Here is a 23,342-nt window from a genome sequence, read left to right on the forward strand (position 1 = left end):
GGGAGTGGAGATGAGATGAGCCCGGAGCCCACGCTGCTCATGGCCCTGGTCTTCGGCGGATTCCTCTTTCTGGTGGTCTTCTTCGTCGGTTGGTATCTGATTCTCGACAGACGCGCCGATGCGAGACGCCGGGCTGTCGAGGAGGACGGTGGCTTGACCGATGCAGTCCCCTCGAAGCCGAGGCGACCGCTGGACGAGCGGAGCTGCGAATGACGGTGCTTGGTGTGTCCGACGTGCGGGTGGGCTGAGGTGATGACGCGCAACGGGTCGCCTAGCGAAGAGGGAAGCTTCTCTCGAGTGGAGCTTCTTCGCCTCGCCCCCGACGGGCCGTTGACGACGCTCGGCCGCAACATCTCGATGTGCGGTGCTGTTCTCCTCGGCGTCGTCGTTCTCGTGCTCCCGGCGCTGCAAGGGGCATCGATCGGCAGTGTGATGCTGTTCGCCGCCGCCGGACTCGCTTTGATCGCTGCCGCGGGATGGAACGCGCTTCGGTGGCGGTGGCTCGTTCGAGCCGCCGCGCGCGACGTGCAGGGTGCCGGAGCATTGGCTGGCTTCGCGTTTTCGCGGGCCGATCTCGACGTGGATGGCACCCCCGCGGATCGTGTGAGCGCCGGGTGGTTGCTGGTTCACCCGGACCGCCTGACGGTGTGCATCCACGCAGGGCTGGGAAGGCCGCGCCATTCAGTCGAGAGGCAGGATTATGCTCTTCGCGACATCGTTTCGGTATCACGGCGCAACGAGACGAGCATGTCGTATGGGCGGCTCGACATCACCGTGCGCGGAGGATTGCTCTCCTTCATCCTCACACCGACCAACGGGTCCGGTATGCGAGGCCCGCGCGAAGCGGAGATCGAATCGGCGGCCGAATTGCTCCGAGTGAAGAGAGCCCTTCGCGACGACTGAGGATCCGGCTTCGCCGCGCACCTTCCGTGACGGGGCGGGGGTGGCTCTGGGATTGCCTGAAGGACCCTGGGTGGTCTGCGAAATGCTGGCATTCATTCGAACAAATCTACGAAAGTCAGGCGATTCTTCGATAGAATCTGGGTATGTCGAAGTTGGCCGTGTTGCATGAGGCGATGTCCCGTCTCGACGCGGCGTGGGCTGATGCCGACGACTCGGGTGAGTTGTCGCGAGAGCAGCTCATCGCGGTCAGCGCGTCGCTCGGGGTGCTCCAGCGCCGGCTGGATGCCGTGCACGTCGAGGTGGCCGCGTGCATCTCTCGCGAGTCCCGCCCCGAACTCGGTGCCGAGAGTCTCGCGAAGCAGCAGGGGTTCCGCAATCCGGCGACGTTGATCGCGGCGACTGTGGGTGTGTCACGCGGTGATGCGACCCGGCTCGTGAAGGTGGGAGAGGCCGTTGCCCCGCGTGCAGACCTCCTGGGGGCGCCGCTGCCGGCGAGATACCCGGTCGTGCGGGAGGCGCTCGGCGCGGGAACGCTGAGCGCTCAGTCGGCGGCGGTGATCATTTCATTGCTCGATAGATGTCGCGTCGCGGTGGGCCTGACGCGCGTCGCCGAGGCAGAGCGTGTGCTGGTGGAGAAAGCGTGCGGGCTCGCGCTGGACGATGTGCGGAAGCTGGTGGTGCGGGCGGAGGCGTGGCTGGACCCGGATGGGGTGGAGCCGCGACTCGAGGAGCAGCGTTCCCGTCGATCACTCACCATCCACGAGCGTGAGGGGATGGTGCATCTGAACGCGGTCCTCGATGCCGAGACGGCTGCCCCTGTCATGACGGCGATCCGTGGCTACGTGACGGCCGCGTTCGCCGCTCGGAAGGATGCGGCCGCTCCCGACGCGCCCGACGCCGACCGTCGCACCGTGCCGATGCTGCAGGCTGATGCGCTCGCTGTGTTCGCCGCCCACGTGCTCGGGTGCGAAGCGAGGGTGCCGCTGGCAGGAGCGACGATCGTGGTGAGAATGAGCCTCGATGATCTCGAGGCCGGCACCGGCTCTGCGGAGATCGACGGGGTCGAGCAGCCGATCAGCATCGGAGCCGCGCGACGGATGGCCGCCGGCGGGGGTGTGATTCCGTGTGTGCTCGGCGCCGCGAGTGAAGTGCTCGACTGGGGGCGCGAGAAGCGCTTGTTCACGCGATCGCAACGGTTGGCGCTGGTGGAGCGGGACGGTGGGTGCGCGATGTGCGGGTTGCCGCCGGAGATGACGAAAGCGCATCACATTCGCTGGTGGAGGCGAGATCGGGGGCCGACGGATCTGTCGAACGGCGTGCTGCTGTGCGAGACCTGCCACCACCGAGTGCATGACAACGGGTGGGACATCCGTATCGATGGGGGTGGTCCGGTGGGGCGGGTGTGGTTCGTCCCTCCCGCCTCGGTCGACCCTGCGCGCAGCCCGCGCCTCGGCGGTCGAGCGCGCTTCGACATCGCCGCCTGACCTCGCCGCCTGACATCGGTGCCTGGCATCGACGGCTGACATCGACGTCTGATGCCGGTGCCTGACATCGACGGCTGACATCGACGCCTGATGCCGCTGCCTGACATCGACGCCTGATACCGCTGCCTGCGTGTGCGGCTCGGGATGTGCTGGTCTACTCAAGCCCACGCGCTCATGCCTGCGCGCTCGGTCAAGCCCGGTGCGCCCCCGGGCATGGTCCGGCACACCGCGGGGGAGAATCGCCCTTGCGCTCTTTTTCCACGCATGTAGACTAACCAGCACGACACATCGAAGTGACGTCGGACCCGGCTTCCGATCAGCGGCACCTCGACCCTTCTTCACCACCCCCTGCACCCGAGAGAAGGAATCATGAAACGAATGCCCCTCGCGCTCGCCGCGGCTGTCGCCGTGACGCTCGCCCTCACCAGCTGCAGCGGCGGCGCCTCGCCCTCGCCGTCCGACGGCAGCGGGGTCGACAGCCCCGACGCCCTCAACATCGGGAACTTCCTCGACGTCACGTCGTGGGATCCCTCGCTCGCCGACATCGGCTTCGACGGCCCGTATCTCTCCGCCGTGTACGACGCTCTGATCGCCCTCGACGCCGACGGCGAACCGATCCCCTCACTAGCCACCGAGTGGACCGTCGCCGACGACGACCTCAGCATCGACCTCGACATCCGCACCGACGCCGTGTTCAGCGACGGCACCCCGGTCGATGTCGACGCCGTGATCACGAGCCTCGAGTACCTCAAGGCGGGTGCCCGCTCGGGTGAGGCCTACGTCAACGTCGCCTCCTTCGAGAAGGTCGACGACGACACCGTCCGCATCGCCCTCACGCAGCGCGACGACACGATCCTCTACTTCATGGGTCTCGGACGCAGCTACGTCGCCTCCCCGGCCGCCATCGAAGCGGGCACGCTGGGCAGCGAGCCCATCGGCTCCGGCCCCTACGTCCTCGACAGCGCGACGAGCGTCGCCGGTGCCGAGTACCACTTCACCAAGACCGCCGACCACTGGGACGCCGACGCGTATCCCTTCTCCGAGCTCGCGATCTTCCCGATCACCGATGCCACCGCCCGTCACAACGCCATGCTCAGCGGCCAGATCAACGTGCAGTACGGCGATGTCGCCAACCTCGAGCAGGCGAAGCAGCAGGGGTGGAACACCGCCGAACGCGTTTCGGGATGGGCGGGCCTCGTCATCACCGACCACACCGGCGTGAAGAGCGAGCCGCTCGGCAAGCTCGAGGTGCGGCAGGCGCTGAACTACGCGTTCGACGGAGCGGCGGTCCTCGCCGCGGTCGGCAGCGGAGCGGGCGTCGCCACCAACCAGGTGTTCCCCGACGGCGGCCCCATCAACGATCCGTCGCTCAACGACACTTACGCCTACAACATGGACAAGGCCAAGCAATTGCTGGCGGACGCCGGCTACCCCGACGGCTTCGAGATCTCGATGCCGATGTCTCCCATCTTCGAGATGTGGAAGCCCTCGGCCGAGCAGGCGCTCAACGAGCTCGGCGTGAAGGTCACCTGGGACAACATGCAGATGCCCGACTACCAGTTGAACGCGCCGAACTACCCGATGTTCATCTCGTTCCTCGCGATGGACGGCAACGACGTCGCCACCGTCGCCCGCCAGGTGACCAGCGTGCAGTGGTTCAACCCCGCGCCCGACTATGCGGAGAACGAGGTCATCGCTCCTCTCGTCGAGAAGGTGCAGACCGAGCGCGGCGACGCGCAGACCGACGCCGTCAAGGAGCTCAACAAGGCTCTCGTCGACCAGGCATGGTGGTCGGTCTGGTACCAGGCGAACAACATCTACTACACGGCGCCCGGCATCCAGCTGCAGCCCGTCGTGGGCATGATGTTCCCGACGCTCCGCTACATCACCCAGGGCTGACGCCCGCCGGGGCGGCCGCGACACCGGCCGCCCCGGCAACCTTCCCCCTCCGACCCCATCCTCCGAGAGGCCCCCATGTTCCTGTTCACGGCGAAGCGGGTGCTGTCCGGCATCCTCCTGCTCGTCGCGGTCTCGATCGGCACCTTCTTCCTGGCCCATCTCGCCATCAGCGACCCGACGGCCTCGCTTCTGGGCACCACGGCGAGTCCGGCTCAGCAGGCGGCGCTCGCCGAGAAGATCGGCCTCGACCGTCCGCTCCTCGTGCAGTTCTGGGACTGGCTCTCGCACGCGGTTCTGCTCGACTTCGGCGTCTCCTGGCGCAACTTCCAGCCCGTCAGCGCACAGCTCGCGATCAAGGTCCCCGTGACCCTGTCGGTGGTGACGTTCGCGACGCTGATCACCGCGGTCGTCGGCGTCACGTTCGGGATGATCACCGGACTCCGCCCCGGCACCTGGTTCGACCGCATCATCAAGGGCATCTCGGTCGTGCTCTTCGCTCTCCCCGGCTTCTGGGTGAGCCTCGTGCTCGTGATGTGGCTCGCGGTGCAGCTGAAGTGGTTCCCGGCCGTCGGCTACGTGCCGCCGACGCAATCCGTGGACGGATGGCTGCGCTCCATCACCCTCCCGGCGATCTCGCTCGCCCTCGGCGGCATCGTTGCCGTCGCCGAGCAGCTGCGCAACGCCGTGATCGCGCAGAGCCGCCAGGACTGGGTGCGCACGCTTCGCAGTCGGGGCCTCTCCGCCACCCGGGTCAACCTGCACATCCTCCGCAACGCCTCGCCCGCCGCCCTCACCGTCATCGCCCTGATGTTCGTGGGGCTGCTGTCCGGCGCGATCGTGGTCGAGCAGATCTTCAGCCTCCCCGGTCTCGGACAGCTCACCAACCAGTCCTCGCAGAACGGCGATATCCCGATGCTCCTCGGCATCACGGTCATCTCGATCGTCTTCGTCGTCCTCGTCAACCTCCTGCTCGACCTCGTGCTCGGCTGGATCAACCCGAAGGTGCGCGTCGCATGACCACCACAGACATCCGGGTCGCCTTCGACCGAGCGGCGCAGAAGCGACGCTCGAGCCTCTTTCGACGCTTCCTCCGTCACCCCGGCGGATACATCCCGCTGGCGATCTTCCTGCTCATCGTGCTCGTCGGGGTCTTCGCACCCCTGCTCGCGCCGATGGACCCGAACTTCGTCGACCTCGCCGCGGCCAAGGCGCCTCCCGGGCCCGAGCACCTCCTGGGCGGCGACTCGACCGGCCGGGACATCCTGAGCCGACTCATCTACGGCACGCGCACGACCCTGTGGGGCGCGCTCATCACGATCGTCACCGCGCTCGTGATCGGTGTGCCGTCCGGCGTCGCGGCCGGCTACTTCGGCGGCACGTTCGACCGCATCGCCACCTGGATCAGCGATGCTCTCCAGTCGATCCCCGGAATGATCATCCTGCTCGTGGTCGCCGCGGGCAGCCGCAACAACTTCGAACTGCTCATGGCCACCGTCGGTGTGTTCATGGTTCCCGGCTACTTCCGCATCGCGCGCTCTCAGACCCTGGCCGTGCGCAGCGAACCCTACATCGACGCCGCTCGCGTGTCGGGCCTGTCCGACGGGCGCATCATCTTCCGCCACGTCATCAAGGCCGTGTATCCGCCGGTCATCATCCAGACGGCCCTCACCGCCGGCATCGCGATGGGTATGCAGGCCGGCCTCCAGTTCCTCGGCATCGGCGACTCCAACGTGCCCAGCTGGGGCGCGATGATGCTCGAGGGCTTCCGCTTGATGCTCACCTACCCGCTCATGCTGCTGTGGCCGTCGGCCGCCCTCGGGCTCACGATCGCGGTGCTCGCGATCATGGGATCCACGCTCGCCGAGCTGGTGCAGGTGCGCACGCCGCGCGTTGCCCGCCGGTCCGGCACCGCCGCCGGCACCGCTGCCGGTACCGGTGCAGGCACGGTTGCCGGTATCACCGCCGGGACCGCGACGGCGCTCGCCCCCGCGACCGGAAGCGCGCAGCACACCGCAGAGGAGTCCGCGCTGCGCGTCGAGAACCTGCGGGTCGTGCACGCCACCCCGACCGGCGAGACCGAGGTCGTGCACGGCGTCACCCTCGACGTGGCACCAGGTGAGGTCGTCGGCATCGTGGGCGAGTCGGGTTCCGGCAAGTCGCAGACCGTGTTCTCGGTGCTCGACCTGCTGCCGTCCAGCGGGCGCGCGACCGCCGACGCCATCTGGGTGGGCGGGGCCGACGTGACGAGAGCGACGCCGAAGCAGCGACACGCTCTGCTCGGACGTGAGATCGGCTACGTGCCCCAGGAACCGATGAGCAACCTCGACCCGTCGTACACGATCGGCCACCAGCTCATCGAGCCGCTGCGCCGCACCCACGGGCTCCGCAAGGCGGAGGCCAGGGAGCGGGCGCGTGCGATGCTCGTGCGCGTCGGCCTCACTGACCCCGACCGTGTCATGCGCAGCTACCCCCACCAGGTCTCGGGCGGTATGGCGCAGCGCGTGCTCATCGCCGGCGCGATCGCGGGCAAGCCGTCTCTGCTCGTGGCCGACGAGCCGACCACGGCGCTCGACGTCACGGTGCAGGCCGAGGTGCTCGAGCTCCTGCGAGAGCTGCAGGCCGAATACGGTATGGCCCTGCTGATCGTGACCCACAACTTCGGCGTCGTGGCCGACATCTGCGACCGGGTGATCGTGATGCGCGGCGGTGACGTCGTCGAGACAGGACCGGTCGACTCGCTGTTCGCGTCACCCGCCGAGGAATACACACGTGAACTGATCGCCGCGTCCCTGGACGATGCGGAGGGGCGCGCCGAACTCGACCGCACCGGAACGGAGGTGACCGCATGAGCGCCCTGCTCGAAGTCGACGACCTGGTCGTGGAGTACGGCCGTGGCCGACACGCCTTCCGCGCACTGCACGGCGTCTCCCTCGACATCGCGCCGGGCGAGTGCCTGGGCCTCGTCGGAGAATCCGGCTCGGGGAAGTCGACGCTCGGCAAGGCGATCCTCGGCCTCGCACCCGTCACGGGTGGGAGCATCCGCTTCGACGGCAAGGAGATCAGCAGGCTCGGCGGCCGTGCCCGGCGTGCGCTCGCCGATGACGTACAGGTCGTCTTCCAAGACCCGTACGGATCGCTCAACCCCGCGATGACGATCGGCGACATCCTCGCCGAACCGCTGCTCACCACCGGTATCGGCACGAGAGCCGCCGAGTCGAAGGTGCGCGAGATGCTCGACCGCGTGCGCCTGCCCGAATCGGCCATGGATCGCTACCCGAGCGAGTTCTCCGGCGGCCAGCGTCAGCGCATCGCGATCGCCCGAGCCCTCGTCCGCGGACCGCGCCTCATCGTGTGCGACGAGCCCGTCAGCGCCCTCGACCTCACCACGCAGGCGACGATCCTCGATCTGTTCATCGAGCTGCAGCGCGACACCGGCGTGGCCTACCTCTTCGTCTCTCATGACCTCGGAGTCGTGCGCCGCGTCTGTCACCGCGTGGCGGTCATGTACCGCGGAGAGCTCGTCGAGGTCGGCGAGGGGGAGCAGGTCACCCGTGCCCCGCAGCATCCGTACTCCGAGCGGCTGCGCCTCGCCTCGCCCGTCGCCGACCCGGTCGCGCAGCGTCAGCGACGTGCCCAGTGGCTCGCTCTGCGGGAGGTGCGCGATGCGGCGGTACGGTAGCTCCAGGCCCGATCACTCCATGCCTCGGAATCGGCCGGAAGGACCTCATGCCGAAGATCATCGATCACGACCAGCGTCGACGGGACATCGTCGAGGTCGCCAAGAGCATCATCTTGAAGGGTGGCTTCGAGGCCGCGACCATGCGCAGCATCGCGGCGGAGGCCGGCTTCGCGAACGGTGCGCTGAAGCACTACTTCCCGGGCAAGGAGAGCATCGTCGCGGCGACGTTCGAGACGATACTCCAGCAGATGTCCGAGGGCGTGCAGGCCGCCGGCGAGGAGCCGACGTCCGCGGATGCCGCGCTGCGGGGGTTCCTGCAGGCGACGATCCCTCGCGATCAGGAGCAGATCGCCGCGGGGCGGGTGCTGCTCGCGCTGTGGGAGTACGCCATGGCGAACGAGTCGCTGGCCGAGCTGTATCGCGGACACCTGGCGTCCTGGCGTGCTTCTCTCATCGAGCGGATGGAGGCCGCGCGGGACGAGGGGTCGATCCGCGATCAGGACTACGGTCCGCTCGCGAACGAGTACATCTCGGCGGCGGTCGGTGCGACCGTCATCAACCTCATGTACCCCGACGGCGAGCGGATCGCCGACTACGAGACCTACATCGACCAGTTCCTGGCACGCCTGCGCTGAGCACGGCGCGCCGGGTCCGAGAGGACGGCGCGTCATGACCTCATCCCTGTTCATCGAGCTCCACCAGGGCACCGGGCGTCCGGTCGTGTTCCTGCACGGCCTCGCGTCGCGCGGAGCGCAGGACTGGCCGGATCACGAGTGGGCCGGCGTCGTCGGCGACCGTCCCCGCCTGGTGGTCGACCTCCCGGCGCACGGTGAGAGCCCGGCACTCGGCACGGCGCCCACGACCGCAGTGCTGGACGCACTCGCCTCGGCCGTCGGCAGCGACGAGATCGACCTGGTCGGATACTCACTCGGGGCTCGCCTCGCGTGGGATCTGGCGGCGCATCCGCGCGTCTCCGTGCACCGCCTGGTGCTCGGCGGTCTCAGCGCGGGGGAGCCGTTCGCGCAGGTCGACTTCGCGGCCGCGCGCGCCGCGGTCGACGGTGGCGCCATGCCGACGGATCCCCTCACGGGCATGATCGTGCACATGGCGTCGTCGTCCGGCAACCGTTCGCACGATCTGATCGACCTGATCGAGGGCCTCGCCGCAGAGCCGTTCGTGCCACGGGCCGAGGGAATCGCCGTGCCCGTGCTGCTGCTGGGCGGCACCGACGATCCGATGGCGGCCGGGATCGACGACCTCGCGCGGATGCTCCCGAGCGCCCGTGTGCGGCGCGTCCCCGGCGATCACCTCTCGGCCCTGCACACGGCGGAGTTCCGTGCTGCCGTGCGGGACTTCCTGGCGGACTGAGCCGCAACCGCGACGGGAACACCTCTGCCGTTTAATTCCAACAATCGTAGAAATATAGGGAAAGGCCCACACATGACCGACACGCCCACCGCGGATGCGGCACGGATCCTCGACATCGCCACGGGGTACATGGCGTCCAAGCAGCTCTTCCACGCCAGCCGCATCGGCCTCTTCCGTGCCGTCGACGGCGGAGCGGACACGGTGGCGGCGATCGCCGAGACGTGCGGGGTGAGCGAGCGCATCGCCCGTCTGCTCGCCGATGCGATGGCGGCCAAGGGCCTCCTGGTGCGTACGGACGGGCGGTACGTCGTCGCCCCGGACGCCGCCGCGTATCTGACCGGCGCCGATGCCGCGATCGACCTCGCCCCCTTCCTGACGTTCCTCGATGAGATCAGCTACCCGCACTGGCTCCAGTTCGCGCACACGGTCGACACCACCGAGCCCGGCGATCTGCAGATGGACGACGCCCGCTGGGCGACGTTCATGGCGGGGGTGATGACGTACAACCGCCTGCACGCGCAGGAGTTCGGCCGTCACCTCGACCTCTCCGGTGCCACCCACGCGCTCGACTTCGGCGGCCTCTCGGCCGACTTCGCGCTGTCGGTGATGGCGCGCAATCCCGAGCTGCGGACGACGTTCCTGTACGCGCCCGGCTTCGAAGACGGGATCGCCGAGGCCGTCGAGGCGGCCGGGGTCGCCGATCGTGCCGTGGTGGAGGTCGCCGACACCGCGACCGCGGCGCCGGAGGGCGCCTACGACGCGATCTTCGCGAACCACGTCATCCACCGCTTCGGCGCCGAGGAGAACGCCCGGATCTTCCGCAATCTGCGAGCGGCGGCGGCGCCGGGGGCGACCCTGACCGTGCTCGACTTCTTCCTCGACGACGATCCGGCGCAGCGCGGGATCGACGCGCTGCATGCGGGGGAGTACCTCGTCATCGACGGAACCGTCGTGTATCCGGAGGCCCAGGTGCGCGGCTGGCTGAGCGATGCCGGCTGGGAGGTGCGCGAGAAGGTCGCTCTGCCGGGGAGTCCCCGGGTGCTCGTGGCGACCGCGGTGTGAGGCCACCCCGGCGTCGGGGGACCGGCGCCGGGGTCATGGACTGGTCCGAGGGGGATCAGAGGCGGGCGGCATGCGTGAACATGCCGCCCGCCGTTTCCGTGCGCACCCGCGTTCGGTCGTGCGAGAGCTCACTCGCGGGTGAACACCGTGCGGCCGTCGACCATCGTGCGCTCGACCTCGAGGGAGGAGAACGGACGCCCGGGAGTCAGGGGATCCTCATCGAGGATCGTCAGATCGGCGACCTTCCCGATCTCGAGCGTTCCCTTCCAGGCGGACGCGCCGTCCTGTCGCGCGGCATCCACCGTCATCGAACGCAGCAGGCGGCGGCGCGACCGTGCGTCATCGGCGACGCCGGCGTCGCCGAGCAGGCCGAGCGAGGCGTCGAGGCCGAGCCGCCAGTCCGGGCTCGCGATCGGCGAGTCGCTCGTCACCGTCGTGAGTGTTCCGGAGGTGAGCATCGCCGCCAGGGGCCAGGCGGTGGCGAGGCGTGCTTCGCCGAGCTGGAGCGCCGCCCAGGAGTGCGTGTGCGTGGCGATCAACGGTTGCACGGCGAATCCGGCGTCGACCCTTCCCATCCGGGCGATCTGCTCGGGCGTGGCCAGGTCTCCGTGGACGACGTAGTGGGGTGCGGGCGGCCGGGGCGCGTCGGGGAGGCGTTCCAGGACGGCGAGGAACTCCGAGATCGATCGGTCGCCGGTCGCGTGCACGGCGATCTGCATGCCGCGGGAGGCGGCGAGCTCCACCATCCGCTGGAACGCGGAGAGCGGATCATCCCCGCCCCGCGTGAGCAGGGCGCCGGTGCTGCCGTCCGTGTAGGGCTCCTCGACCCAGGCGGTGGCCATCGGAGGGATGCCGTCGGCGAAGATCTTGACCCCGGGGATCGCGAGCCACCGGGGGTCGTGTGTCGGCGCCGGGGTGCGGATGCCGCGCTCGAAGTCCTCCAGTGTGCTCTCGCCGTCGATCGTGCCGAACAGCCGAAGCAGGGTCACGCGCGAGGTCTGGGCGCCTTCGCGGTGCAGCTCGCCGTAGGTGTCGAGCATGGCCGTGCCGAAGCAGCCGGTCTCGCCGGCGTCCTCTCCCGGGCCGATCCCGGGCTCGGTGTAGCTCGTGATGCCGCGTTCGGCGAGGAGGCTCCATGCGCGGAGAAGGGCGGTGCGCCGCTCTTCCCGGCTCGATACGAGACGCCCGGACGGCTGCTCTGCGGATGACGTGTCGGAGAAGAACAGGTGCGGCCAGCGCGCGCCGAGCCAGGCGGCGTGCAGATGGGCGTCGTTGATGCCGGGGATCGCGGTGCGCCCGTCGAGTTCGAGGGTGGTGCGCGCTCGGAGCGGTGCGACGGCTTCGTCGACCGCGACGATCACGCCGTTTCGCACGGCGAGGGTGTGGGCGATGGAGTCCGTCCCGTCGAGGGTGTGGATGCGGCCGCCGCGGATGATCAGGTCGGCGTCGTCGCCGGGCAGTGTCTCACTCATTATTCCACCAGTGTAGACGTAAAACGGGACCCGCGGTGCGACCGGGAAGACCTGGATTCGGCGCGCGGTTCCGGGGCTTGTACGCTGGAGCCATCCCCCGATCACCCGGCAACCCGCGCGCCGGTGACCTCGGTGCGCGCTCACACATGCAAGGACGCAGATGAACGATTCCGCGGCACACCGCGAAGACTGGACGGCGAGCGAAGAACTGGCGGAGCGGATGATCCCGCTCATCGGGGCGCTTCGACGTGAGCACGACGTGGTCACCTCCCTCCACGGGCACCGCCTGCTCGGCCTGTCGGCGACCGGGCTCGTCGAGGTGCACGAGCGCGTGGCCCAGCTCGGACACGAGCGCCTCCCGATCGAAGACAGCCTGGCCGTGCTGGAAGCGATCCACGCGCTCGCGCCCGGCGCCTCCTCGCTCGATGTCGCCCGTCTCGTGGCCGGGCATGCCTCCAGCGGCGAGTCCTTGGAGACCTACCTCGCCGACGTGCTGGCACCCGCGATGGGTGCCGTCGCCGCCGAACCCACCGACGTCGTGCTCTACGGCTTCGGACGCATCGGCCGTCTGCTGGCCCGCATCCTCATCGCCCACACCGGTGGCGGCAGCGGACTGCGGCTGCGCGCGATCGTGGTGCGGCGCGGCTCCGAGAACGACCTCGTCAAGCGGGCATCGCTGCTGCTGCGCGATTCCGTGCACGGCCGCTTCGCCGGATCCGTCACGGTCGACGAGGAGGCCGAGCAGATCATCGCGAACGGCACCCGCATCCAGGTGATCTACTCCGACGACCCCGCCACCATCGACTACACCGCCCACGGGATCGACGACGCCATCGTGGTCGATAACACGGGCCGCTGGCGTGACGAGGCGGGGCTCTCGCAGCATCTGCGGTCGAAGGGGGTCGCCCGGGTACTGCTCACCGCTCCGGGCAAGAGCCCGCTCAAGAACATCGTGCACGGGATCAACGACGACACCATCACCGACTCCGACCGCATCGTCTCCGCGGCCTCGTGCACGACGAACGCCATCACACCGGTGCTCGCGGCGATCGACGAGGCCTACGGCGTCGTCAAGGGACACGTCGAGACGGTGCACTCGTTCACGAACGACCAGAACCTGATCGACAACTTCCACAAGGGTGATCGTCGCGGGCGTTCGGCGGTGCTCAACATGGTCATCACCGAGACCGGTGCGGCGAAGGCCGTCGCGAAGGCGCTCCCGCAGCTCGAGGGAAAGCTCACGGGCAGCTCGATCCGCGTCCCCACCCCCGATGTCTCGCTCGCGGTGCTACACCTGACGATCGAGCGTCCGGCGACCAAGGACCAGGTCAACGACTACCTGCGCCGCGTCTCCCTGCACTCGAAGCTGCGTCAGCAGATCGACTACGTCGAGAGCCCCGACGTGGTCTCCACCGACTTCGTCGGGTCGCACCGGGCCGGCATCGTCGACGGACTCGCCACGATCGCCGACGAGGACACCCTCATCCTCTACGTCTGGTACGACAACGAGTTCGGCTACTCCTGCCAGGTGATCCGCGTGCTCGAGGTCATGGCGGGCTCGCACCCGATCGTGCTCCCGGAGCGCCGTGAGGTGACGCTGCAGGGCTGACGTCGCTCGTGCGCGGCGTCGGAGGCGCCCGGCATGATGGGGTCATGAAGTCCGCGACCCTGCTCGCCGAGCGCCTCCGCTCGCATCGCCTCACCGCGCCGACGCCCACGGTCTCCGATGCCGCGCACCACATGCTGGCCGTACAGAGTCAGGACTTCACCGCCGGCCGATGGGCCCTCGCAGTGCGCACCCGGGGAGACGTGACCCTGCGCGACGTCGATCGCGCCTTCGACCGCGGTGACCTCGTGCGGGGCTGGACCATGCGCGGCACGCTGCACACGGTTCCGGCGCGTGACCTCGGCTGGGTGCTGGAGGTCACGGCCGCGCGGCAGCGCCAGCAGGCGGCGACGCGTCATCGACAGCTCGGCATCGACGACGACATGATCGCCGCGGTCGTGCGGGCCGTGACACCGGCGCTGCGCGACGGCGGCCGCACCCGCGCCGAGCTCTTCGAGATCCTCGAGGGAATCGGCATCGACCCCGCGGGGCAACGGGGGATCCACCTGCTCTTCACCCTCACGATCGACGGACTCATCTGCCAGGGACCCGTCTCCCGGCGCGCCGGCGTGACGCGGGAGCAGCGGTTCGTCCTCGTCGAGGACCACATCCCCGACCCGGCGCGCCCCGACGACCCACTCGCGGAGCTGTTCGTGCGCTACATCGACGGCCACGGTCCGGCGGGCGTCGCGGACTTCTCCTGGTGGTCCGGACTCACGCTCGGGCAGTCCCGCGAGGCCGCCGCACGCGCGGCAGAGCGCGTCGTCGAGGTCGAGGAGGGACTGTTCACGGCTGTCCGGCGACCGCGACGGATGACGGATGCGTCCGCCGTCCACGCGCTCGGTGCCTTCGACGAGTACTACATCTCCTACGCCGACCGCACGGACGTGTGCGCCCCGGAGCATCTGGCTGCTGTCGGTCCGGGGAAGAACGGGATGGTGCGCGCGACGCTCATCGAGCAGGGCCGCGTGATCGGAACCTGGTCGCACGCCACCGCGACGCGCGACACGCCTCCCGAGTTCTTCGCGGACCCGGCCGATCCCGCAGGGGTGACCGCCGCTCTGGGGCGATTCGCACGGTTCCTCGACGACTGATCCCCCTCGCCGCGAGGACGGTCGCGACTACTCTCCGGCGTGCCGTGCGAGGAAGCTGTACACCTCGTTGTCGTCCACGCCGGGGAAGGCGCCGCGGGGGAGTGGCGAGAACATGTGCGTGTGCACGCGTGCACTCGGCCACGCCCGTCCGCTCCAGCGCTCGCTCAGCTCGGCCGACGGGCGGCGGCAGCACGACTCGTCCGGGCAGGTGGAGACGGCCCGGTCGTTGGTCTCCCGTCCGCGCCACCACCGGGCATCGTCGAACGGCACTCCGACGGTCACCGAGAACTCGCCGTCGCTCGACGATCCGGTCTGGGTCGAGCACCAGAACGTGCCGGAGGGTGTGTCGGTGTACTGGTGGTGCTCGACCGTGCGGTTCTGCTGCGTGAACGCCGCGCGTGCCTGGAACTTGCGGCACACCCGCTGGCCCTCCACCGCGCCGGTCACGTCCATCGGCAACGGCAGGTCATCGTTCTCGTAGACCCGGGTGATCGCGCCGGTGGAGTCGACGCGCAGGAAGTGCAGCGCCATCCCGAGATGCTGGGTCAGCAGGTTGGTCATGCGCATGCCCGCGGCCTCGTGCGTCACGCCGAAGCCGTCGCGGAAGTCCTCGACCGCGAGGTTGCGGTCCTTCTTGGCCTGCTGCAGGAAGGCCACGGCGGCGGTCTCGGGCATCAGGCAGCACGCGGCGAAGTAGTTGATCTCCAGGCGCTGCTGGAGGAAGTCGGCGTAGTCGGTCGGCGGCGTGTGTCCGAGCAGGCGGTGCGCCATGGCCTGCAGAGCCATCGAGCGCAGTCCGTGGCCGCCGGGGATGGAAGCCGGCGGCAGGTAGATCCGTCCGTTCTCGAGGTCGGTGACCGAACGGGTGGAGTGGGGGAGGTCGTTGGCGTAGATCAGCTCGAAGCCGAGCTTCTCGGCCATGATGCTCACGGTGCGGTGCGTGAGTGCGCCCTGGACGTGACCGGCCGCCTTGAGGTGCTTCTCGGCGAGCTTCTCGATCTCGGGGAGGTAGTTGTTCTGCGCGCGCATCCGCAGCCGCAGCTCGGTGTTCGCACGACGCGCTTCTTCCGGTGTCGCGATCGCCTCACGCTCGCGACGCTCGAGCTCGCGGTGCAGGCCGAGGACCGACTCGATCGTCTCATCGCTCATGCCCTTGGTCACGCGCACGGGAGCGACGCCGAGCTGTCGGAAGACGGGGCTCTCCTGTGCGCGCTCGAGCTCGATCTCGAGAGCCGCTCGTCGGTTCGGCGGTTCGCCGGAGATCAGGTCGGTGACCTCCGTGCTCGTGGCCTGCGCGATCGCCTGGAGGAGGGACAGCTTCGGCTCGCGCTTGCCGTTCTCGATCAGACTCAGCTGCGAGCCGGCCACACCGACGAGCGCGCCGAGCTCATCGAGAGTGAAGCCGTTCTCCAGCCGGTGGTGACGGATGCGGTGGCCGAGGGTCGTGAGGTGGATGCCGGAGGACGCCATTCCTTGAGTGTAGCGAAAGAATCGCATTTCTTATCGCTCGATTCGCCCGAAAGTTGCGCCTGAATCGGAAGAAGATAGGTGCAACGCCCCACACTTCGAAGGAGCACACGTCATGGCCATCGCCGAAGTCTTCACCCCCCGCACGTCTCCGGTCGCCGCGACGCGCACGTTCGGCGAGGCCCCGACGTATGACACCCCTGCCATGGCCGAGCTGGCCGCCTGGGTCGAGGAGATCCGCGAGCTCACCCAGCCCGACGCCGTGCACTGGGTCGACGGTTCGCGGGCCGAGAACGACCGACTCCTGCGCGATCTCGTCGACGAGGGCAAGCTGATCAAGCTCAACCCCGAGTGGCGTCCCGGCTCCTACCTCGCGCGTTCGCACCCCAGCGACGTCGCACGCACCGAGGGACGCACCTTCATCGCCTCCGAGCGCGAGGAGGATGCCGGTCCCACGAACAACTGGGCCGCTCCGGCCGAGATGCACGCGAAGATGAACGAGATCTTCGCGGGCTCGATGCGCGGCCGCACGATGTACGTCGTGCCGTTCTCGCTGGGACGCGTCGGCGGTCCCCTCTCGCACATCGGCGTCCAGATCACCGACAGCGCCTACGCCGTCGCCTCGATTGGCATCATGACCCGCGTCGGAGACGCTGTGACCCGTCAGATCGCCGAGGGCGCCCCGTGGGTCAAGACCGTGCACTCCGTCGGTGCGCCCCTCGCTCCGGGCGAGCAGGATGTCGAGTGGCCCTGCAACGACGACAAGTACATCGTGCACTTCCCCGAGACGCTCGAGGTCTACTCCTACGGCTCGGGCTACGGCGGCAACGCGATCCTGGCGAAGAAGTGCTTCGCCCTGCGCATCGCCTCGGTCATCGCCCGCGACGAGGGATGGCTCGCCGAGCACATGCTGCTGATCCGTGTGATCGACCCGCAGGGCAAGGCGTACCACGTCGCTGCCGCATTCCCCTCGGCGTGCGGCAAGACGAACCTCGCCATGCTGCGGCCCACCATCCCCGGGTGGCGGGTCGAGACGCTCGGCGACGACATCGCCTGGATCCGTCCGGGAGAAGACGGTCGCATGTGGGCGATCAACCCCGAGGCCGGCTTCTTCGGGGTCGCGCCCGGAACCGGTGAGTCGACCAACGTCACAGCCGTCGAGACACTGTGGGGCAACACGATCTTCACGAACGTCGCGCTCCGACCCGACGGGGATGTGTGGTGGGAAGGCCTGACCGACGCGCCGCCCGCGAACCTGATCGACTGGGAGGGCAACGACTGGACGCCCGAGTCCGGCCGGCCCGCAGCGCACCCGAACTCCCGCTTCACGGTGTCGGCGGCGCAGTGCCCGCAGATCTCCGAGGACTGGGAAGAGGCCGTCCCGCTCGATGTCATCCTCTTCGGTGGACGCAGCGCCAGCAACGTGCCGCTCGTGGTCGAGGCCACCGACTGGACGCACGGAGTCTTCCTCGGCTCGAACATCTCGTCGGAGCGCACCGCTGCCGCCGAGGGCACGGTCGGGGAGCTGCGCCGCGACCCGTTCGCGATGCTGCCGTTCTGCGGCTACAACATGGCCGACTACTTCGGGCACTGGCTGAAGGTCGGCCGTGGCCTGCGCTTCGACCGCGCACCGCGCATCTTCCAGGTGAACTGGTTCCGTCGCGGGGAGGACGGCCGCTTCCTGTGGCCCGGGTTCGGCGACAACTCCCGCGTCGTGGACTGGATCATCCGGCGCATCGCGGGCGACGTCCCGGCGGTCGACAGCCCGATCGGACGCCTGCCGCGCGTGGAGGACCTCAACCTCGCCGGCCTCGACATCCCGGCCGCAGACCTCGATGAGCTGTTCTCCGTCGACGCCGAGGCCTGGAAGACCGAGGCTGACCTGACGGAGGCGTTCTACGACACCTTCGGCGACAAGGTCCCCGCGGCGCTGCGCGCGGAACTCGCCTCGCTCCGCTACCGCCTCGACAAGGCGTAGCCCCCAGACCGGTGCCGGTTCGGGGGAGCCGGCACCCTCAGGGCCTCGTGCCCTGCAGACCCGCGAAGGCGGGACATCAGAGACGAACCCATGGCTGAGTGGTCTCCGACGTCCCGCCTTCGTGTCGTCCGCCCCTCCTGTTCGTCCACACCCCTCCGCAGGAACGCCATGAGACGGGGGCGTGGACGCTGGGCGGGGGTGTCGGCGCCAGCCTTCGTGTCGACACCCCTCCTGCTCGTCGACACCCCGCCCGCTTGTCGACACCCCTCCCGCTTGTCGACACCCCTTCGCAGGGACGCCAAGAGACGGGGGTGTGGACGCTGGGCGGGGGTGTCGGCGCCAGCCTTCGTGTCGTCCACCCGCCTGCTTGTCGACGCCCCTCCTGCTCGTCGACACACCTCCTGCTTGTCGACGCCCCTCCTGCTCGTCGACACACCTCCTGCTCGTCGACGCCCCTCCTGCTCGTCCACACCCCTCCGCAGGGACGCCAGGAGACGGGGGTGTGGACGATGGTCGGGGGCGTGGACGCTGGACGGGGGTGTCGGCGCTGGGCGTGGACGCGGAACGGGGGGCGGGGCGGGGTGCCCGTCAGGCGAGCAGCTGGTGGCGGGCGAGGTCGCGGTAGAGGGGCGTCGACTCCACGAGCTCCGCATGCGTTCCCTGGCCGACCACGACGCCATCCTGCAGCACCACGATCAGGTCGCTGTCCACCACTGTCGAGAGGCGGTGCGCGATCACGATGAGCGTGCGGTCGGTGGACACGGCGTCGATGGCCTCGCGCATCCGTTGCTCGTTCACGCCGTCGAGGGAGGATGTCGACTCGTCGAGCAACAGGATCGGGGCGTCCGTGAGCAGTGCGCGGGCGATCGCGAGGCGCTGACGCTCGCCGCCCGACAGCATCACGCCGTCCTCGCCCACGGGGGCCTCGATGCCGAGCGGATTGCGTTCGAGCACATCGCCCAGGTTCACGGCGCGCAGCACGCGTTCGCAGTCGGCATCGGTCGCGTCGGGGGATGCGAGTCGCAGATTCTCGGCCAGCGTGCCCGCCAGCGTCGGCGCGTCCTGCTCGACGTAGCCGAAGTGGGCGCGCAGGTCGTCGCGCGGGTAGGTGCGGGCATCATGGCCGTGCACGCGGATCGACCCTCCGGTCGGGTCGTAGAACCGCTCGATCAGCGACAGGATCGTGCTCTTGCCCGCGCCACTGGGCCCGACCAGGGCGACGCGGGAGCCGTGCGGGACGGCGAACGACACGCCGCGGAGCACCTCGTGGTCCTGCGGGGCGTCGGCAGCATCTTCGGTGGATTCCAGGTGGGCGTCCGCGAGCAGGGATCGCGCCTCCTTCGCCGCCGCCTGGCGGGCGGCCACCACGTTCGCGGGGTAGTGGAAGCGCACGTCACGGAACTCGATCGCCGGCGCATCCGCCGCTGCGGCCTCACGCGGCAACGAGGCGGCGATCTTCTCGTCGTCCTGCGACTCGGTGGGAAGATCGAGCACTTCCTGGATGCGGCCGAGCGCGCCGAGCGCTTGGTTCACCGAGGTGATCGCCCCGAAAGTGGTCGCCAACGGCATCACGAGCAGGAAGAGGAACATGATGAACGAGATCAGCGACGCGATCGTGATGGCACCGGCGGCGACGCGGAACCCGCCCACGCCGAGGACCACCAGAAGCGAGAGCTGCAGAGCGATGCCGGAGACCGGGACCACCAGTGAGGAGATCTTGGCGATGCGCACGCCGATGCCGTAGGTCTCGGAGGCGAGCGTCGTCACGGTGTCCGCTTCGCGCTCGGTCGCTCCCGAGGCGCGGATGGTGCGGATCGAGCCGATCGCCCGCTCCACGCCGGACGCCAGCTCGCCGACCTTCATCTGCTGGGCGGTCGAGGCCGTGCGGATCCGGCCGCTCAGCAGCACGACGACCGTGACCGAGAGGCCGATCACGAGCACGATCATCAGCAGCAGCACGGGGTCGATCACGAGCATCGCGATCAGGGCGCCCAGGAACAGGACGGCACTGCCGACGGCGTCCGCGAGCCCCTGGGTGAGGACGGCGTAGAGCAGAGTCGTGTCGGTGCCCACGCGCGAGACGAGGTCGCCGGTCCGGCGGGCGTCGAACTCGGAGGTGGGCAGATGCAGGATGCGCGCGATGAGCTTGCGCCGGCTCGAGTACACGACCGCGGTTCCCGTGCGCTGCAGCAGATAGTGCTGGAAACCGGAGATGATCGACGACACGATCACGAACCCGACCAGCAGCCACACGAGGATCCCGATCCCGGCATCGGACTGCACCGCTTCGATGACCTGCCCCACGAGCAGGGGTTGCACGAGCGAGGTCGCGGCACCGACGACGCTGAGCACCGCGACCACGATCAGCGTGCGCTTGTGCTCGAACAGGAAGGGGAGGAGCTGGCGGAAGGTGGCGCGCGGGCCCTCGGACTGCGCGCCCCGTCCGCGGCGGCGTGCTGTCGCCGAACCGGACATGCGGGACCTCTATCTGGAGATGGTACTTCGACCGTACTTCGTGCGTGGACGAATCCTATGGAGGGGCTGTATGCGGATCAGGAGCGGCCGAATCGCCGATGCGCGGCCTGCTTGCTCACACCGAGGGCGCTGGCGATCGCCTGCCAGGAGTATCCGAGGTTCCGTGCGCGGCGCACGTTGGCCTCCTCGGCGCGGGCGATTTCCGTGCGCAGCTCGGCGAGTCTGTGCAAGGCGGCCAGCGGCTCGCTTCCGTCGTCCTGTGCGATCGCGGTCGGCATTGTCATGATGTCCTCCTGCGTCAATCATCGTTGACGCGGTACGCGCTGTCAATATATGTTGACGTGCCAGACTGGGCGGATGCTGTCCGCACCCCGCCTCACCCCGGGGGACCGTGTCGCGGTCCTCTCCCCGTCATTCGCCGCTCCGGCCGTCGCACCGGACCTGCATGCACAGGCGATGCGCCGATTCGAGGACCTCACGGGGCTGATCCCGATCGAGTATCCGACCACGCGTGAGCTCGGCGCGAGTCCACAGGCCCGCGCCACCGACGTGAATGCGGCGTTCGCGGACCCGAGCATCCGCGCGATCCTCGCCACGATCGGCGGAGACGACCAGCTCCTCGTCGTCCCGCACCTCGACCCGGCGCTGCCCGTGGCCGACCCCAAGCCGTTCGTCGGGTACAGCGACAACACGAACATCCTCAACTGGCTCTGGGGCCTCGGGGTTCGGGGCTACTACGGCGGCTCGACCGCCGTGCATCTCGGGCCCGGACCGTTCGTCGACGACATCCACCTGCGCTCCCTGCGTGCCCCGCTCCTGACCGGTGGTGTGCTCGAGATCACCGAGCCGGGTGAGTCGGAAGACGTCGGGCGACGGTGGCACGACCCTCGGGCGCTCCTCGAGTTCGGCGACCGCGTCCCGACCGAGCCGTGGGCCTGGGCAGGGCCCGCATCACGGGTGGAAGGCGTGACCTGGGGCGGCTGTCTCGAGGTGATCGACGGCCTGGCCTTCGCCGACCGGCTGCCGCGCGCGGCGGACCTGGAAGGAGCTGTCCTGCTGCTCGAGACCAGCGAGGAGCGGCCGTCCGCGGGCTGGGTGGCCCGGTGGTTGCGCGGACTGGGGGAGCGCGGCATCCTCGCGGCTGCGGCAGCCGTGGTCGTCGCCCGCCCGCCCGTGAGCGACTTCGAATACCACCCGTCTCCCGCCGAGGCTGCTGCGCTGCGTGCGGCGCAGCGGGACGCAGTGATCGACGTCGTGACGCACTACAACCCCGACGCCGTCATCTGCGTCGGCCCGCCGTTCGGGCACACGCGTCCGCAGTGGATCCTGCCCTACGGCGGGACGATGAGCGTGGACGGCGCTGCGCGCACGATCACCGCCGCGTACTGATCAGAGCTCGACGGCGGCGGCGACGCCGAGGTCGCCGTCGTAGTCATGGTCCTTCGTCTCCGGGCTCAACAGCAGCGCGATGAACGTCAGGACGCCCATGGCCGACAGATACAGGCCGACCAGCCACGGGGCGCCGTCGCCGAGCGCCCACAGCCACAGGGCGATCAATGGGGCCACGGCCGCACCGAGGATGGAGGACACGTTGTAGGCGATCGCCGAGCCCGTGTAGCGCACGTTGGTCGGGAAGAGCTCCGGCAGCAGCGCGCCCATCGGGCCGAACGTGGCCCCCATCAGCAGGAACCCGAACACGAGGAACGCCTGGGCGAGCGCACCGGTGAACTTCGGGTCGACGGCAGGGAGGAGGAACGTGTTGAAGGTGAAGCCGAAGACGATGATCGCCCCGGTCACCCACAGCAGCAACTTCCTGCGGCCCACCGCGTCGGCGATCGGGCCGGACAGGAGCGTGAAGATGCCGAAGAACACCACGCCGATGATCTGCATCAGCACGAAGTCGGTGTATCCGAAGCCGAGTCCCGGGTAGAACTGCGCCGCGAACTCGCTCGGGTCGAAGGGGGCGCCGGTCGCCTCCGCTGCTGCCTTCGCCGCGGCCGAGGCGGTCTCCAGCGACGCGGGCTTGGTGCCGTACGCGAGCGTGAAGTTGGTCATCAGGTAGAAGAGCACATACGTCGCCAACATGATGAACGTGCCGAGGATGAGCTGCTTCCAGTGGTGACGGAACACGGTCGCGAGGGGGAGCTTGCGGATCGCGCCCTTCGTCTCGGCCTTCTTGAAGGTGTCGGACTCGACGAGCTTGAGCCGCACCCACAGGCCGATGATGACCATCACCGCGGAGAACAGGAACGGGATGCGCCAGCCCCACGCCAGGAACGCCTCGGACTTCAGGGCCGGGTTCTCGGAGTGCGGCAGCAGCCAGTTGATCGTGAGGAAGAGGAAGTTGGCGATGATGAAGCCGAGCGGGGCGCCCAGCTGAGGGAAGGTGCCGTACCAGGCGCGCTTGCCCTTCGGGGCGTTCTCCGTGGCCACCAGCGCCGCGCCGGACCACTCGCCGCCGAGCGCGAAGCCCTGCGCGAGACGCAGGATGAGCAGCAGGAGAGCCGCCCACCAGCCGATCTGCTGGAAGGTCGGCAGCAGTCCGATCACGAAGGTCGCGATGCCCATCGTCAGCAGCGACGCCACCAGCGTGGCCTTGCGGCCGAACTTGTCACCGAAGTGCCCGAAGACCACGGCGCCGATCGGGCGGGCCACCATCGCGGCGCCGAAGACCGCGAACGAGGAGAGGAGCGAGGTGGTGTCGTTGCCCGTGGGGAAGAACAGCACCGGGAAGACGAGCACGGCCGCCGTGGCATACGCGTAGAAGTCGTAGAACTCGATCGTGGTGCCGACCAGGCTCGCGGTGATGACGCGCGAGCGGGGATTCGCGGGCGCAGTGGCAGTACTCATGACGC

19 protein-coding genes are annotated in these 23,342 nt (G+C 69.1%); 14 read left to right on the forward strand and 5 right to left on the reverse strand.

The window, feature by feature from the left end; translation table 11 throughout:
* Positions 1-15 precede the first annotated feature (15 nt).
* The 10 genes from FGL91_RS10310 (at position 16) to FGL91_RS10355 (ending at position 10,395) form a co-directional block, all read left to right on the forward strand.
* Positions 16-213: a hypothetical protein gene (locus tag FGL91_RS10310; RefSeq protein WP_153243768.1), complete on the forward strand. Its 198-nt coding sequence runs from the start codon at positions 16-18 to the stop codon at positions 211-213.
* Positions 214-330: 117 nt separating this feature from the next.
* Positions 331-903: a hypothetical protein gene (locus FGL91_RS10315; RefSeq protein ID WP_153243769.1), complete on the forward strand. Its 573-nt coding sequence runs from the start codon at positions 331-333 to the stop codon at positions 901-903.
* Positions 904-1,046: 143 nt separating this feature from the next.
* Entirely contained in the window at positions 1,047-2,387 is a 1,341-nt protein-coding gene (locus FGL91_RS10320) for an HNH endonuclease signature motif containing protein (RefSeq protein ID WP_153243770.1), read from the forward strand.
* Between the two features lie 369 nt (positions 2,388-2,756).
* On the forward strand, positions 2,757-4,286 hold the full coding sequence (locus FGL91_RS10325) for an ABC transporter substrate-binding protein (RefSeq protein WP_227991489.1): 1,530 nt from the start codon (positions 2,757-2,759) through the stop codon (positions 4,284-4,286).
* 75 nt (positions 4,287-4,361) lie between these two features.
* The gene (locus FGL91_RS10330; RefSeq protein WP_153243771.1) at positions 4,362-5,303 is read left to right on the forward strand and encodes an ABC transporter permease; all 942 of its coding nucleotides are present in this window, start codon (positions 4,362-4,364) and stop codon (positions 5,301-5,303) included.
* Positions 5,300-7,135 carry a dipeptide/oligopeptide/nickel ABC transporter permease/ATP-binding protein gene (locus tag FGL91_RS10335; protein WP_153243772.1) on the forward strand — a complete coding sequence of 612 codons (1,836 nt, stop codon included), beginning with the start codon at positions 5,300-5,302 and terminating at the stop codon, positions 7,133-7,135. The genes FGL91_RS10330 and FGL91_RS10335 overlap by 4 nt, the downstream gene beginning before the upstream one ends.
* Positions 7,132-7,965, forward strand: a complete 834-nt coding sequence (locus tag FGL91_RS10340) for an ATP-binding cassette domain-containing protein (RefSeq protein ID WP_153243773.1) — start codon at positions 7,132-7,134, stop codon at positions 7,963-7,965. Before FGL91_RS10335 ends, FGL91_RS10340 begins: the two co-directional genes overlap by 4 nt.
* A gap of 47 nt (positions 7,966-8,012) precedes the next feature.
* Positions 8,013-8,600 carry a TetR/AcrR family transcriptional regulator gene (locus FGL91_RS10345; RefSeq protein ID WP_131494410.1) on the forward strand — a complete coding sequence of 196 codons (588 nt, stop codon included), beginning with the start codon at positions 8,013-8,015 and terminating at the stop codon, positions 8,598-8,600.
* Positions 8,601-8,634: 34 nt separating this feature from the next.
* Positions 8,635-9,333, forward strand: coding sequence for an alpha/beta fold hydrolase (locus tag FGL91_RS10350; protein ID WP_153243774.1), 699 nt, complete (start codon positions 8,635-8,637; stop codon positions 9,331-9,333).
* Positions 9,334-9,405: 72 nt separating this feature from the next.
* Entirely contained in the window at positions 9,406-10,395 is a 990-nt protein-coding gene (locus FGL91_RS10355; protein ID WP_153243775.1) for a methyltransferase domain-containing protein, read from the forward strand.
* 128 nt (positions 10,396-10,523) lie between these two features.
* On the opposite strand, the gene FGL91_RS10360 is transcribed toward FGL91_RS10355, so the two are convergent.
* Positions 10,524-11,867: an amidohydrolase gene (locus FGL91_RS10360; protein WP_153243776.1), complete on the reverse strand. Its 1,344-nt coding sequence runs from the start codon at positions 11,865-11,867 to the stop codon at positions 10,524-10,526.
* 160 nt (positions 11,868-12,027) lie between these two features.
* On the opposite strand from FGL91_RS10360, the gene FGL91_RS10365 reads away from it, so the two are divergent.
* On the forward strand, positions 12,028-13,476 hold the full coding sequence (locus FGL91_RS10365; RefSeq protein ID WP_134353260.1) for a glyceraldehyde-3-phosphate dehydrogenase: 1,449 nt from the start codon (positions 12,028-12,030) through the stop codon (positions 13,474-13,476).
* A gap of 44 nt (positions 13,477-13,520) precedes the next feature.
* Positions 13,521-14,567, forward strand: coding sequence for a winged helix DNA-binding domain-containing protein (locus FGL91_RS10370; RefSeq protein WP_153243777.1), 1,047 nt, complete (start codon positions 13,521-13,523; stop codon positions 14,565-14,567).
* Between the two features lie 27 nt (positions 14,568-14,594).
* Here the strand turns inward: FGL91_RS10370 and FGL91_RS10375 are convergent, their stop codons facing one another.
* The gene (locus tag FGL91_RS10375; protein WP_047523168.1) at positions 14,595-16,037 is read right to left on the reverse strand and encodes a helix-turn-helix transcriptional regulator; all 1,443 of its coding nucleotides are present in this window, start codon (positions 16,035-16,037) and stop codon (positions 14,595-14,597) included.
* Positions 16,038-16,149: 112 nt separating this feature from the next.
* Between FGL91_RS10375 and FGL91_RS10380 the strand changes: the two genes are divergently transcribed.
* Positions 16,150-18,012 carry a phosphoenolpyruvate carboxykinase (GTP) gene (locus FGL91_RS10380; RefSeq protein WP_153243778.1) on the forward strand — a complete coding sequence of 621 codons (1,863 nt, stop codon included), beginning with the start codon at positions 16,150-16,152 and terminating at the stop codon, positions 18,010-18,012.
* A gap of 588 nt (positions 18,013-18,600) precedes the next feature.
* On the opposite strand, the gene FGL91_RS10385 is transcribed toward FGL91_RS10380, so the two are convergent.
* Both FGL91_RS10385 and FGL91_RS10390 read right to left on the reverse strand, forming a co-directional pair.
* The gene (locus tag FGL91_RS10385; RefSeq protein WP_153243779.1) at positions 18,601-20,487 is read right to left on the reverse strand and encodes an ABC transporter ATP-binding protein; all 1,887 of its coding nucleotides are present in this window, start codon (positions 20,485-20,487) and stop codon (positions 18,601-18,603) included.
* A 77-nt stretch (positions 20,488-20,564) separates the two neighbouring features.
* Positions 20,565-20,771, reverse strand: a complete 207-nt coding sequence (locus tag FGL91_RS10390) for a hypothetical protein (protein ID WP_047523260.1) — start codon at positions 20,769-20,771, stop codon at positions 20,565-20,567.
* Between the two features lie 73 nt (positions 20,772-20,844).
* Here FGL91_RS10390 and FGL91_RS10395 point away from each other — a divergent pair, with 73 nt between their 5' ends.
* The gene (locus FGL91_RS10395; protein ID WP_227991492.1) at positions 20,845-21,876 is read left to right on the forward strand and encodes a S66 family peptidase; all 1,032 of its coding nucleotides are present in this window, start codon (positions 20,845-20,847) and stop codon (positions 21,874-21,876) included.
* Here the strand turns inward: FGL91_RS10395 and FGL91_RS10400 are convergent, their stop codons facing one another.
* The gene (locus FGL91_RS10400) at positions 21,877-23,337 is read right to left on the reverse strand and encodes an MFS transporter (RefSeq protein WP_153243781.1); all 1,461 of its coding nucleotides are present in this window, start codon (positions 23,335-23,337) and stop codon (positions 21,877-21,879) included. It abuts the gene before it with no gap.
* Between the last annotated feature and the right edge of the window lie 5 nt (positions 23,338-23,342).

The sequence above is a fragment of the Microbacterium sp. CBA3102 genome, assembly GCF_007954505.1.
Lineage (GTDB): Bacteria > Actinomycetota > Actinomycetes > Actinomycetales > Microbacteriaceae > Microbacterium > Microbacterium aurugineum.